The organism is Spirosoma luteolum (assembly GCF_054778875.1).
In genome coordinates this window covers 174,308-186,382 of sequence record NZ_BAAGZE010000020.1, presented here as the reverse complement: position 1 = coordinate 186,382, position 12,075 = coordinate 174,308, and the positions used below count along the sequence as shown (strand labels likewise).

11 protein-coding genes are annotated in these 12,075 nt (G+C 58.2%); 3 read left to right on the top strand and 8 right to left on the bottom strand.

Going from position 1 to position 12,075, the window contains the following annotated elements; all coding sequences use genetic code 11:
• Positions 1–13 precede the first annotated feature (13 nt).
• A complete protein-coding gene (locus ACYVAC_RS18070) occupies positions 14–1,000 on the bottom strand; it encodes an aldo/keto reductase (RefSeq protein WP_461099174.1) in 987 nt (328 codons plus the stop codon).
• A gap of 250 nt (positions 1,001–1,250) precedes the next feature.
• Here ACYVAC_RS18070 and ACYVAC_RS18065 point away from each other — a divergent pair, with 250 nt between their 5' ends.
• Positions 1,251–2,096, top strand: coding sequence for an aldo/keto reductase (locus ACYVAC_RS18065; protein WP_461099173.1), 846 nt, complete (start codon positions 1,251–1,253; stop codon positions 2,094–2,096).
• A gap of 58 nt (positions 2,097–2,154) precedes the next feature.
• Positions 2,155–2,634, top strand: coding sequence for a nuclear transport factor 2 family protein (locus tag ACYVAC_RS18060; protein WP_461099172.1), 480 nt, complete (start codon positions 2,155–2,157; stop codon positions 2,632–2,634).
• Positions 2,635–2,793: 159 nt separating this feature from the next.
• Here ACYVAC_RS18060 and ACYVAC_RS18055 read toward each other — a convergent pair whose 3' ends face one another.
• The 5 genes from ACYVAC_RS18055 to ACYVAC_RS18035 all read right to left on the bottom strand — a co-directional run bounded on the left by ACYVAC_RS18055 (position 2,794) and on the right by ACYVAC_RS18035 (position 7,346).
• Positions 2,794–3,612 (bottom strand): helix-turn-helix domain-containing protein, encoded by an 819-nt coding sequence (locus tag ACYVAC_RS18055; protein WP_461099171.1) that lies wholly within the window; start codon positions 3,610–3,612, stop codon positions 2,794–2,796.
• On the bottom strand, positions 3,613–4,584 hold the full coding sequence (locus tag ACYVAC_RS18050; RefSeq protein ID WP_461099170.1) for an aldo/keto reductase: 972 nt from the start codon (positions 4,582–4,584) through the stop codon (positions 3,613–3,615).
• A gap of 187 nt (positions 4,585–4,771) precedes the next feature.
• Positions 4,772–5,698 carry a helix-turn-helix domain-containing protein gene (locus ACYVAC_RS18045; protein ID WP_461099169.1) on the bottom strand — a complete coding sequence of 309 codons (927 nt, stop codon included), beginning with the start codon at positions 5,696–5,698 and terminating at the stop codon, positions 4,772–4,774.
• 67 nt (positions 5,699–5,765) lie between these two features.
• Positions 5,766–6,761: an aldo/keto reductase gene (locus ACYVAC_RS18040; protein WP_461099168.1), complete on the bottom strand. Its 996-nt coding sequence runs from the start codon at positions 6,759–6,761 to the stop codon at positions 5,766–5,768.
• A gap of 114 nt (positions 6,762–6,875) precedes the next feature.
• Positions 6,876–7,346: an RES family NAD+ phosphorylase gene (locus tag ACYVAC_RS18035; RefSeq protein ID WP_461099167.1), complete on the bottom strand. Its 471-nt coding sequence runs from the start codon at positions 7,344–7,346 to the stop codon at positions 6,876–6,878.
• Positions 7,347–7,846: 500 nt separating this feature from the next.
• Between ACYVAC_RS18035 and ACYVAC_RS18030 the strand changes: the two genes are divergently transcribed.
• The gene (locus ACYVAC_RS18030) at positions 7,847–10,414 is read left to right on the top strand and encodes a TonB-dependent receptor (RefSeq protein ID WP_461099166.1); all 2,568 of its coding nucleotides are present in this window, start codon (positions 7,847–7,849) and stop codon (positions 10,412–10,414) included.
• 132 nt (positions 10,415–10,546) lie between these two features.
• On the opposite strand, the gene ACYVAC_RS18025 is transcribed toward ACYVAC_RS18030, so the two are convergent.
• Both ACYVAC_RS18025 and ACYVAC_RS18020 read right to left on the bottom strand, forming a co-directional pair.
• Complete coding sequence (locus tag ACYVAC_RS18025; protein ID WP_461099165.1) at positions 10,547–11,083, bottom strand: antitoxin Xre-like helix-turn-helix domain-containing protein; 537 nt, start codon at positions 11,081–11,083, stop codon at positions 10,547–10,549.
• A gap of 67 nt (positions 11,084–11,150) precedes the next feature.
• Entirely contained in the window at positions 11,151–11,930 is a 780-nt protein-coding gene (locus tag ACYVAC_RS18020) for a hypothetical protein (RefSeq protein ID WP_461099164.1), read from the bottom strand.
• Positions 11,931–12,075: the final 145 nt, after the last annotated feature.

Below are 12,075 nucleotides of genomic sequence, written 5' to 3'. Positions count from 1 at the left end.
AACTAGTCGGCTGCTATAGACCGGTCGACTGCTCCATCTGTTCGGTGTAGCGCGTTCCCACCACCCGAATCTGTGCCGATGCCGCTTCGATCTCCTGTAGGTCGCTGGCCGATAACTCAATGGCAGCAGCGCCGTTGTTTTCGCGTAAGCGATGTTGTTTGGTGGTGCCGGGTATGGGTACAATCCAGGGCTTCCGGGCCAGCACCCAGGCCAGCGCAATCTGGGCGGGGGTAGCCTGTTTTCGGTTGGCTATGGTTCGGATCAGGTCAACCAGTGCCTGATTGGCCAGACGGGCTTCTTCGGTGTAGCGGGGCAGTATGTTGCGAATGTCGCCGGCTGCAAACTGGGTTGTCTCGTCGATTTTTCCGGCCAGAAAGCCTTTCCCCAGCGGGCTGTAGGCCACCAGGCCGATGCCGAGTTCCTCGATGGTAGGTATGATCTCGTGTTCGTGCTGTCGGGTCCAGAGCGAGTATTCACTTTGCAGGGCCGTGACGGGCTGCACGGCGTGGGCCCGGCGAATGGTCTGGGCCCCGGCTTCCGACAGGCCGAAGTGCTTCACCTTTCCCTCCCGAATCAGGTCGCCAACCGTACCCGCTACCTCTTCGATCGGTACATTGGGATCGACCCGGTGCTGGTAGAAAAGGTCGATAACCTCGACCCGCAGTCGGTGGAGCGAGGCTTCGGCCACGGCCCGGATGTTTTCGGGGCGGCTGTCGAGGCCGGCCATCTGGCCCTGCTGAATCCGGAAGCCGAACTTGGTCGCGATAACGACCTGCCCCCGAAACGGCTCGAGCGCCTGCCCCACCAGGGTTTCGTTCGTATACGGACCGTAGACTTCTGCCGTATCGAAGAAGGTAACGCCTTCCTCCACGGCCTGCCGTATCAGTTTAATCATTTCCTGGGTGTCCTGAGCCGGTCCGTAGCCGAAGCTCATGCCCATGCAGCCCAGTCCGATGGCCGAAACCTGCGGGCCGGACGTGCCTAACTGGCGTGTTTTCATAAGAGTAATCAGTTGCGGGTGCATTTGGTTTGCCCGACAGCCGGGGCCGGCGCTGGTCGATACAGGGCGGCCGGCAAGCTGCCTGGCGGGTTGTGCTATAGGGGTGCGTGCCGATACGAAACTACAGTGTCTATCTCACACCCGCTTGTTCGAGGCAGGCATTCAGGAAAAAGGGTATGAACATCAGGAATATATATACCCAGCCGTCAGGTTGTAATGAAGACCTTTGCCAGACAAAAGACGAACGATTATGCAACAGGTAGTGCTGAACAATGGCGTCGAAATGCCCATACTTGGTTTTGGCGTTTTCCAGGTTCCCGATCCGGCCGAGTGCGAACGCAGCGTGCTGGATGCTATCGAGAGCGGCTACCGACTGATCGATACGGCTGCCTCGTACGGCAACGAAGCCGCCGTGGGGCAGGCCATCCGGAAGAGTACCGTTCCGAGAGACGATCTGTTCATCACCACCAAACTCTGGATTCAGTCGGAGGGCTATTCGGGTACGATGAAGGCCTTCGCCGAGTCGATGAAAAAACTGCAGCTGGACTACCTGGACCTTTACCTGATTCACCAGCCCTATGGCGATGTGTATGGCGAATGGCGGGCTATGGAGGAACTATACCGGGCGGGTCGGATTCGGGCTATCGGCGTCAGCAATTTCCAGCCCGACCGGCTGATCGACCTGATCGTTCACAACGACATCGTGCCGGCCGTGAACCAGATCGAAACGCACCCCTTTCATCAGCAGCAGGAAACAGGGCGGTTTCTGACCGATCACAAGGTGCAGATCGAAGCGTGGGGGCCATTTGCGGAGGGGCGAAACGAGCTGTTTCACAATGCACTACTGGCCTGCATAGGGGCGAAATACAACAAATCCGTGGCGCAGGTCGTGTTGCGCTGGCTCACCCAGCGGGGCGTTGTCGCCATCCCTAAATCCGTTCAGAAAGCACGCATGGCCGAAAACCTGAACAGCCTTGACTTCGACCTGAGCGCCGATGATATGGAAGCCATCAAGGCGCTCGATACCGGAGGGAGCCTTTTCTTCGACCACCGCGATCCGGCCATCGTGAAGTGGCTGGGTGAGCTACGCCGGTGACGGTACCCATATGAGGCCTATAACCAAAACCAATTTTTTTACAAAAAACAGGATACCGATGAAAACGTTACTGCTTGCTTTATTGCTGTGCTGCCTGTTTAGCCTCTCGGCTGTAGCGCAGACGATGCCTGCCGCTACGACGGCTACGCACAGCCGGTCTGAGCAGACCCTGATCGATGTATCGGCGCAAAAGTGGCAATGGATGGCCGATAAAAACGTGGATAAACTGGCGGTCCTTTTCGATGACAAAGCCAGGTTCGTTCACATGAGCGGCACCTGGAAAAAAGCCGAAGAACTCGACATCATTAAAACGGGAAGCATCTGGTACAAGCAGGCCACCGTACACGATGTCGCCGTCGAGCTTTTCGGCAACACCGGGCTGGTGTGGAGTCGCATTACGCTGGTGGCCATTGTTCGGGGGGCTGAGGTAAAAACGGAGTTTACGGTGACCGAGACCTTTCAGAAACGCCGGAACAACTGGACGTTGCTGGCCCTGACGTTTAGCAGTGTACGCGATACGCACGTGATCAAACACTGAATTAGTGTCGAACCGGTCACCCAACGGCTGGCGCTGCCTGACGCTGGCGCTCAGGCGTTCGGCAAAATGACTCCCGCCGGCTGGTGCACGACAGCTTTTAACAGCGATACGGGTACCCGACCAGCCTGTCGATCCCGAGTCTACTTATAATTGGCTGATTCAGAGCGTGGTTGGCAAGGCGGTTGGCGCCACGCCAAACTTCTTTTTGAACGAAGACGAAAAGTGCGAGATGCTTTCAAACCCCAGACCCAGGTAAATAGCAGAGGGCTTCTGGTGTTTGGTTTCGATGAGATACCGGGCTTCTGTCAGGCGTTTGTCCTGCAGCCAGTGGCGGGGCGAAGTGCCGAATGTTTTCAGAAAATCACGTTTGAACGCAGCCAGACTGCGGCCGGTAAGCTGAGCGAATTTCTCGACGGGAACATTGAAGCGGAAATTGATGAGCATGAACCGTTCGAGGTCGATCTTGCCGGGATCGGAGAAGTCAAAGAACAGATTACGCAGTTCAGGCCGGGCAAGGAGGAGTAACTTGACCCCCTCCTTTAGTTTCAGAATGCCCATATCGTTGGTCGGGCTTGCGCCGGCGTTGCGGGCATAGGGCACAATCGATTGAAAATAGCCCTGCAGGAACGCGTTCGAAGGAATGAGCGTATTCGGTAAACCTGCATAGGGACGGTCTGCTTCGACTGCTTCTTCCAGGGCAAACTGGCGCAGCGTTTCTTCCTGCAGGGATATGACAATCGTTTCGTAGATGCCGCCGGGTGGCGGTGTTTTGGTGAGCGTACCAACCTGGTTGCGCCTGATCAGCAGCAATTCCCCGCCCGTAGTCGCAACGGTTTGCTCCGCAGTCTCCAGTACCAGCTCCCCCGATACCTGCAGGATCAGGGTATGGTGGTTCCAGAGGCAGGCTTTCTCCCGGCGCTCGGCAGCGTGGTACGAGTAGAATAGCACCCCGGGCAGAATTTCGGCTGGACTGGTCATTTAGCGGGCTAGGTAGGTGTCACCCTGTATGGCACCTGGCGCAAACGTAGCATTTAATGCCGTTAGCTCGTCGGCCGTCAGGGTAATATCCATAGCGGCCAGGTTTTCGGGCAGGCGCGACCGGCGGCTCATGCTTACCAGCGGCATCACCCAATCGCCCTGCTGATCGACCCAGGCAATCGCCAGTTGCGTTGGCGTGCATCCTTTCTGGCGGGCCATTTCCTGCAGTTCGGCTGCCTTCGCCAGATTATATGTCAGGTTGTCGCCCTGAAAACGGGAAAAATGAGCCCGGTAGTCAGTAGAGGCCAGGGGGGCCTTCAGATCACCGGTCAGTAAGCCTTCCGCTGTGTTGGCGAAGGCCACAACAGTAATGCCCAGTTCCCGGGCAGCCGGCAACAGGTCATGTTCGATCTGTCGATCGGCCAGCGAATAGCCCATTTCCAGCGCACTGATGGGGTGAATACGGTGAGCGGTGCGCAGCTGGTCGGCGGTAATTTCGGAAACGCCGATGGTTCGTACTTTGCCTTCCCGAATCAGATCGGCAACCGTACCGATGATGTCTTCGACCGGCACGCTATTGTCCATGCGGCTGGGCTGGTAAAGGTCGATCGTCTCGATGCCCAGACGGGTCAGGGAATAATTGACAAAGTTTTTAATGGCGACGGGGCGTAGATCCATGCCGATGGGCTGCCCGTTGTGGAAGATGGCACCAAACTTCACGCTGATGAAGGCGTCGTCGCGCCGGCCTTTGATAGCCCGGCCGATCAGCAGTTCGTTATGCCCCGCCCCGTAAAAGTCGCCCGTGTTTAAAAAGGTAATGCCCCGGTCCAGGGCTTCGCGAATGGTAGCCAGGCTTTCAGCTTCGTCGGGCGTAGGTCCGCCCCAGATTGACGACATGCGCATGCACCCCAGCCCCAGCTTCGACACGATGGGCCCCTGCTGACCCAGTTTAATAGTTTTCCGGTTGTTCATGGTACAAAGATGCGCCGTTGCCGGGTGCGCCTGTTGCCTCCAGAGCTCATGTTACTTGTCTCTACGGCTCATCACCGGCATCGGTCTGGTCTGCCCCCGGTATGGTGCCGGGGGCAGACCAGACCGATGCCAGCCATGCCGTCGGCGCGGCTGTTCGGGGCTGGAAGCGACATGACCAGGTAAACAATTACGGTTTAGACAGGCGATACTGCGCGGGCGACTGCCCCGTTTTTTTGCGGAAGAGCCGGCTGAAATAGTGCGGGTAATCGAAGCCGAGCAGGTAAGCGGTCTCGTTGATCGTCAGGGTGGTAGTGCGCAGGAGCCGCTTGGCTTTTTCGATCAGCGCCTGATGAATATGCTGCTGGGTGTTCTGCCCCGTCAGGGAACGCAACATATCGCTCAGGTAAGCCGGCGACACGTTCAGGGCATCGGCCAGCTGCTGCACCGTCGGCAGCGTTCCCCCCGACGGAGCGGCCTCGTGGCCGATATAGGCGGCCAGCTGAGCCTCGAAGCGGGTCAGCAGATCGTTCCCGGGCATACGCCGGGTCACAAACTGTCGGTGGTAAAAGCGGTTGGCGTAGTTGAGCAGCACATCCAGCTGGGCCACCAGCACCCCCTGGCTGAACGCATCGATAGGGCGCTCGTACTCGACCCGTATCGCGTCGATGAGCCGGTTGAGCATGGTTTCTTCGGCGGCTGAGACATGCAGGGCTTCGTGCACGGCATACCCAAAAAAGCCGTAGGTCGTGATCTGTTTTCCCAGCGGATAACTGGCCAGCAGATCGGGATGGACCACCAGCATCCAGCCGCTTAGTTCGGAAATGTCCAGCGATTCGTCGATTGAGAATACTTGTCCCGGTGCCTGAAAACCCAGCACCCCCTCGTTGAAATCGTACGACTGGTGGCCGTAGGGTACCCGTCCCTTCAGCCCTTTCTTGAGCCAGATCGTGTAGAACTGCTGCACAAATGACTGACTCGGCAGCCGCGCATTGTGGCGCGTGTCGGCAAAATCGATCAGCGCCAGTAGCGGGTTGGCCGGGGCTGGCTGACTACAGAGCCGGGTGTAATCGGTAACGGTGTTGAGCACCGTCAGCGGACTGGCAGCCTGTTTCATGGTGTATGTTGTTTTTCCCGGTCGGATGGGTAACGTCCGCCCGACCGGGGTTGTCAGGGAACGAAACTTAAAAGCCCTCCGGGTAAGCGGCACCGGCGGCACTGCCCACGGGCATCACCGCTTCGAGCTCGGCCAGATCGGCATCGCTGAGCACCAGTGCCGACGCGGCTACGTTGGCTTCGAGATACGTCCGCCGTTTGGTGCCCGGAATAGCCGTTACCCCTTTGGCAAGCACCCAGGCCAGTGCCAGCTGCGCCGAGGTAACGCCCAGCTGGGCGGCTTTCTCGTTCAGCTTCTCTACTAACGCCAGGTTCCTGTAGAAGTTCTCGCCCTGATAGCGCGGGAAAATGCGCCGGGAGTCATTGGGCTCGAAATCATCGGGCGATTTGATGGCGCCCGACAGAAAGCCGCGTCCCAGTGGGGAGTAGGCCACGAAGCCGATACCCAGCGCGCGGGTTGCCGCCAGCACACCGTTTACTTCGACAGTCCGCTCAAAGAGCGAATACTCCGTCTCGACAGCCGTGATCGGGTGAACGGCGTGCGCCCGCTGCAGACTCTCGACCGATACTTCCGACAGACCGATGTACCGCACTTTCCCTTCTTCCACGAGCCGGCTCATGGCGCCCACCGTTTCTTCGACCGGGGTGTTAGGGTCGATCCGGTGGAGGTAATAAAGGTCGACCACATCGGTCTGCAGGTTGCGCAGCGACCGCTCAATGCTGGACCGGACATACGCGGGGCGGCCGTTGTATTGCCCTGTCCACTGGCCCTGCTCGTTTACCTCGAACCCAAATTTGGTGGCCAGCATCACCTGCTGGCGTTTACCAGCAATGGCGCGCCCCACCAGCTGCTCGTTGACCAGCGGACCGTACAGATCGGCGGTGTCGAGCATGGTAACGCCCAGTTCGATGGCCCGGTGGAGGGTAGCCAGGCTTTCGGCTTCATCGGCGTCGCCATAAACCGACATGCCGCCTACTCCGCTGGTCATACCCATGCAGCCCAGCCCCTGTACCGATACCGTTAGCCCCTGACTGCCCAGGGGTACTTGTTTGATCGTGTTCATACGTTGTCGTCGAAACCTGTTTTGGTTTGTGTCCGACAAAGGTCCGGCAGGCGACCGGCAGATGACCTAGTCAAAACGGGGATTCTGCCACACAAAACGGGGACTCGGACGGGCCTAAACCCGCACCAGCCGGCGGTCGAGGGGAATGGGGCGTTGCGCCAGGACCTCCACGCGGCTGAAAGCCGGATGGGCCGGGTGAAGCAGGATATTGTAAGCCTCGTCGAGAATGGCCGACGGAACGGCAACGGCCAGGGCAAACGGGTTCTGGAGCCAGTCGGACAGGATAAGCCCCGTTTCGGCCAGGGTGCCGGTTTGCCAGTATGGCGGCAGGCGGTCGGGTTCGAGCCAGAATACCAGGTTGGGTTCGTCGGGCAGGCGCAGGGTGCTGAGCCACAGCTGCGGCAGTTCGGGCAGCGTCAGGGGCGGCAAGTGAACAATGGTTTCGAGCAGGGCCAGTTCGGGCGAGCGGGCTGTGTAGAGAATGCCCGTGCCCCTGGGGTTCCAGCGGCCGCCGTAGCGCTGACTACCAATCACCGACAGCGGGTCGGTATGGTAGGGCGCTTTGTTGATGCGATAAATGTTCATGCAGGCTCAGCCGATTCAAAGCCCAAACATACAACCACCCGCTGTCGGGGTAAAGCGTTTGGGCCGTTTGTGGAGCGATAAGCGTTCCGGCAAAGCCAGTGTAGCAGCGGGCAAAACGATACCCGCTCGATCAGACACAGCCGGAGCGGAGCGTTAGCCGAGGCTGTAATGTACCGGCTGGTTTCGGCCGCTAACCTGAATGGATGGCCGGTCTGCCTCGGTCGTATCTAGTCCTTTTTTGACCAACCCGCTGGTTCAGCCTCAAAAAAAATAAATAAATGCTTGGAAGTGGGCGCTTCGTAGGGCTTACTTTGCATAAAACTACTAAATCAATAGACTATAAGTACTAATAGTCTATCCAGTATAGGGAGTAAAGACGTAGTACTGCTGCTGCGTCGGTACGACCTGACCCGGCCCCGAACCTACGAGGCCGGGGGTGTCAAAAAAGTGGCCGACTGTTCAATGTGTTCGGTCGGATTCGTTACTCAATACAACCTGTTATGATCAAGTACATTTCCGTTTTTTTTCTGGCCAGTCTGCTGGTATTGCCCGGCTGGTCGAGTGCTCAGAATGCGCCCGTTATCAATGCAACTGTCTCGGGCAAAGTAGTCGATGCCCGCACCGGCAACAACCTGATCGGGGCAACCGTCACCATCAAAGGCACCACCAACGGGGCCGCAACCAACCAGAATGGTGCTTTCACACTTATTACCGGCCAGAAACTGCCGTTCACCATTATGGTTTCCTACGTGGGCTACCAGACGCTCGAAACCGTGCTGAGCCGCGACAGTACGCAGCTGGAGCTGCAGGAAGCCAGCAGCCAGCTGGCCGACGTAACGATTACCTCGCGCCGGCGGCAGGAGCCGGCCCAGAACGTGCCCATCCCGATCTCGGTGCTGCGGGGCCCGCTGGTCGAAGATGCCGGGGCGTTTAACGTGAACCGCGTGAAAGAGCTGGTGCCATCCGTACAGCTCTACTCGTCGAATCCGCGCAACACGACCCTGAACATTCGGGGGCTGGGGTCGACTTTCGGGCTGACCAACGACGGGATCGATCCGGGCGTGGGTTTTTATGTCGATGGCGTGTACTACGCCCGCCCGGCTGTAACGGCGCTCGATTTTGTGGACATCGAACAGATCGAGGTGCTTCGGGGGCCGCAGGGAACGCTGTTTGGCAAAAACACCACCGCCGGTGCCTTCAACATCACCACCCGGGGTGCCAGCTTCGCCCCCGGCGCCACCTTCGAGGTGAGTTATGGCAATTACAACTACATGCAGGCCAAGGCCTCGATTACGGGGCCGCTGAACCGCAAACTGGCGGCCCGGGTATCGTTTTCGGGTACGCAGCGAAACGGGACCATCACCAATATCCGCACCAATCAGCTGGTCAACTCGCTCAACAACCTGGGTCTGCGCGGGCAGCTGCTGTATACGCCTACCGATCGGATCAGGGTAACGCTGGCTGGCGACTATACCGATCAGAAACCCGTTGGCTACGCGCAGGTGGTGGCGGGCGTCGTTACCACCAAACGGGCGGCCTACCGCCAGTTCAACGCGATTATTGCCGACCTCGGCTACAAGTTGCCCACCACGAACCCATTCGACCGGATCATCGATCAGGATACTCCGGCCAAAGCCAATAATCAGCTGGGTGGGGCGTCGCTCAACGCCGATATTAAATTGGGGGGCGGTACGCTGACGGCTACCTCCGCCTGGCGCTACTGGAAATGGGCCCCGTCGAGCGACCGCGATTACATCGGTCTGCCGGTTTTCTCAGTGTCGGCGGCCAACTCCAGACACAATCAGTACTCGCAGGAAATCCGCTACGCTGGCAGCCTGTCGGAACGCCTGACGGGGGTGGTAGGCCTGTATTATCTCTACCAGGATCTGCAGTCGGATCCCGTGCAGACCGAAGAAGCGGGCGCGGCCCAGTGGCGCTTTGCCCAGAGTTCGACCAGTGCCCTCTGGAAAACGCCCGGCCTGTTCGACGGTTTTGGTATCCGCACCACCAACCGGCTCCGCAGCACATCGGCAGCTGCCTTTGGCCAGCTCGACTGGACAATCAGTTCGAAGCTGCACCTGCTGCCGGGCCTGCGCTATAACTACGATAAGAAGATTGCCAATTACAAACGCGAAACTTACGGGGGCCTGCAAACCACCGATGCCGCCCTGCTGGCACTCAAGAACCAGGTGTACACCAACCAGGCGTTCGACACGGATGTCGACGAAACCAATGTTTCGGGCCAGCTGACTCTCCAGTATAAGGCCAGCGAACGGCTCAATGCCTTCGGTACGTACTCGGTGAGCTACAAGCCGGTTGGGATAAACATTGCCGGCCTGCCAACGGCCAACGGACAGGTATTGATCGATCTGGCCCGGGTGAAACCCGAAGCCCTGCAACACTACGAAGTAGGTGTAAAAACCCGCCCAACGCCGAATACAACCCTGAACGTGGTGTTCCACAACTCCGACATTAAAGACTACCAGACCCAGGTACAAACTCCGGAACCGGGCGTTAACCGGGGGTATCTGGCCAACGCCGAAAAAGTACGGGTGTCGGGGGTAGAGGTAGACGGAAGCCTGCGGTTCAGCAATACGTTGTCGCTCTACGGCTCGGTGGCCTATACCGATGCCAAATACGTGCGGTTTACCAATGCGCCGGTGCCGCTCGAAGAAACCGGTGGCGAACAGGCCTTCAAGGATATCTCGGGAGGAGCCCTGCCGGGGGTGTCGAAATGGGCCGCGTCGGTGGGGGGCGAAACCAGCCGGTCGGGTAAGTTCTTGGCGCAGGATGGTCGCTATTTCCTGGCCGCCGATGGGTATTACCGCTCGTCGTTTTCTTCGAGCGCATCGCCTTCGCAGTATCTGAATATCGACGGCTATACACTGGTCAACGCGCGGGTTGGTTTCCGGGCCTCGAACGGTACGTCGATCTTTCTCTGGAGCCGTAACCTGTTCAACCAGAACTATTTCGAGCAGCTGCTGGCCGCTCCCGGTAATGCCGGTCAGTATGGGGCCGTGCTGGGCGACCCCCGCACGTACGGTGTTACGCTGCGGTACTCGTTCTAGCTAACTACTGCTTTATGGGTCACTGCCGAGCCCGGTTGGACAGCTTATCTGAGACTGCCCGACCGGGCTCGCCGGTACTATGGTTTGCTGATGATCGGCCGGAAGGGGACAGGGTATGACAAAAGGCCTGCGCTAGCCAATAAGTCCCCAGTCGATGCGGCCCAATACGTCGTCGGCCAGTGAAAAGCCCGAAACCGTATCGAGCACGGCCAGCGGGGACTGGGGTACCACTACACCCATCGGTCGCGGCCCAGCGACTGGTGCGGCCCGCTGGTAGGCAGGAATGGGTTCGGCAAAGCTCCCCATTGCCTGGACCGACGGTGGCTCGGCCAGTTCGTCGGTATCGTCGGGACCTTCGCGGTAAGCGAGTTCGGCCAGGGGCGTACGCAGCCAGCGGCTGAATAACTCAACCCGCCCGTCGAATACGGCCAGTCCGTGCTGAATGAGCCGCTCGAGCAGCAACAGCCGCTCACTGGCCGACAGACTCAGTTGTTCCGAATCGGTCTTGCCGTGCAGCCCCCGAACCGACATGTTCAGAATGCGGGCCATCTCTTTATCGGTAAGGCCAACCAGCTGCGCAATTTCGTCGACGCGCCGGCGCAGTACGCCCTGCCGCGCCTGGCGGATGAGTGTCGTTACGGGGATAAGAGCCTGCATCGCGTTGGTCATAGTCGTTACTGTGTAAATATACACGACCATAATGGCATTTTTGCCAATTTAGTTTAAAACCACGGGCTTACAGGTCAGAAAAGAGCGCCAGTTGCCCGTTGTCGCCCTTGGCCGCATCCCGTTCGGGCGTTGTCAGCCCAAACGATTCGTTCGCTGCCAGATCGGCCCGGGGGCGGGCGTACAGGTGTCTGGGTCCGATAGAGCTCTTAAGCGGAAACCGGTTCAGGTAGTTTTCGATTTCCTTGTGTTGCAGCGGGTGACTCCGGAAAATCTCGCCCATATCGACAAACACGATGTTCTGTTTTCGCTGGGTGATGTTGCCCAGCCGATCGCGGGTGTGGTTTAGCAAGTGCTCGGTGGTGTTGTCATAATCGCTGGTGGGAAGCCGAAACTTAAGGTTGATGTATAGATAAGCGTAGCCCCGCTGGTAAGTCGAGACGGCGAGGTCGAAGTCATCGATGCGGCTCAGCACCTGCCGCCAGTGGTTCATTTCCAGTCCGAGATCATCCAGTTTCCGGCGGGCCTCGGCGCGGGGTAGGGGGGCTCGCCCATCGAGTTTGCTGCGCAGCATATTCTGTTGCAGCAGCAGGTTGTTGAGCAGTTCAGTCACGAAGGCTTCCCGCTCTTCGGTAGTTAGGTCGTGCGGTTTTTTCAGCCAGTATTTGTGTTTGGTAAAAAAGCTCATCCGAACGGCTGCCCGGTTGTAATTGATGAATTTTAGGGTTTTTACGCTAAAGTCAGCCCAGGGGGCGAAATCGGGCATATACTGACTGTCGATGAACAGGATATCACCACATTCCTGCCAGTTACCTTCGATGTCCCACTGCTCGCGGGAAGGCGTTAGCAAAGGCGTTTTACTAATCTGTTCATGCAGAGAATTTAGCAAATCAGTGTACAAATGGTCCGAAGTACTTGCTTTTTTACCCATTATGATCTGTCCGATAGCATTGTGATTTAGTAATTGGGCAAAGATATTTATTTTACTTCTGCAG

Excerpts from the sequence above, each read along its gene's own strand:
- ACYVAC_RS18030 (WP_461099166.1), top strand. The coding sequence starts at position 7,847 with ATGATCAAGTACATTTCCGTTTTTTTTCTGGCCAGTCTGCTGGTATTG.
- ACYVAC_RS18025 (WP_461099165.1), bottom strand. The coding sequence starts at position 11,083 with ATGACCAACGCGATGCAGGCTCTTATCCCCGTAACGACACTCATCCGC.
- ACYVAC_RS18065 (WP_461099173.1), top strand. The coding sequence starts at position 1,251 with ATGCAACAGGTAGTGCTGAACAATGGCGTCGAAATGCCCATACTTGGT.
- ACYVAC_RS18060 (WP_461099172.1), top strand. The coding sequence starts at position 2,155 with ATGAAAACGTTACTGCTTGCTTTATTGCTGTGCTGCCTGTTTAGCCTC.
- ACYVAC_RS18045 (WP_461099169.1), bottom strand. The coding sequence starts at position 5,698 with ATGAAACAGGCTGCCAGTCCGCTGACGGTGCTCAACACCGTTACCGAT.
- ACYVAC_RS18055 (WP_461099171.1), bottom strand. The coding sequence starts at position 3,612 with ATGACCAGTCCAGCCGAAATTCTGCCCGGGGTGCTATTCTACTCGTAC.
- ACYVAC_RS18050 (WP_461099170.1), bottom strand. The coding sequence starts at position 4,584 with ATGAACAACCGGAAAACTATTAAACTGGGTCAGCAGGGGCCCATCGTG.
- ACYVAC_RS18040 (WP_461099168.1), bottom strand. The coding sequence starts at position 6,761 with ATGAACACGATCAAACAAGTACCCCTGGGCAGTCAGGGGCTAACGGTA.
- ACYVAC_RS18070 (WP_461099174.1), bottom strand. The coding sequence starts at position 1,000 with ATGAAAACACGCCAGTTAGGCACGTCCGGCCCGCAGGTTTCGGCCATC.
- ACYVAC_RS18035 (WP_461099167.1), bottom strand. The coding sequence starts at position 7,346 with ATGAACATTTATCGCATCAACAAAGCGCCCTACCATACCGACCCGCTG.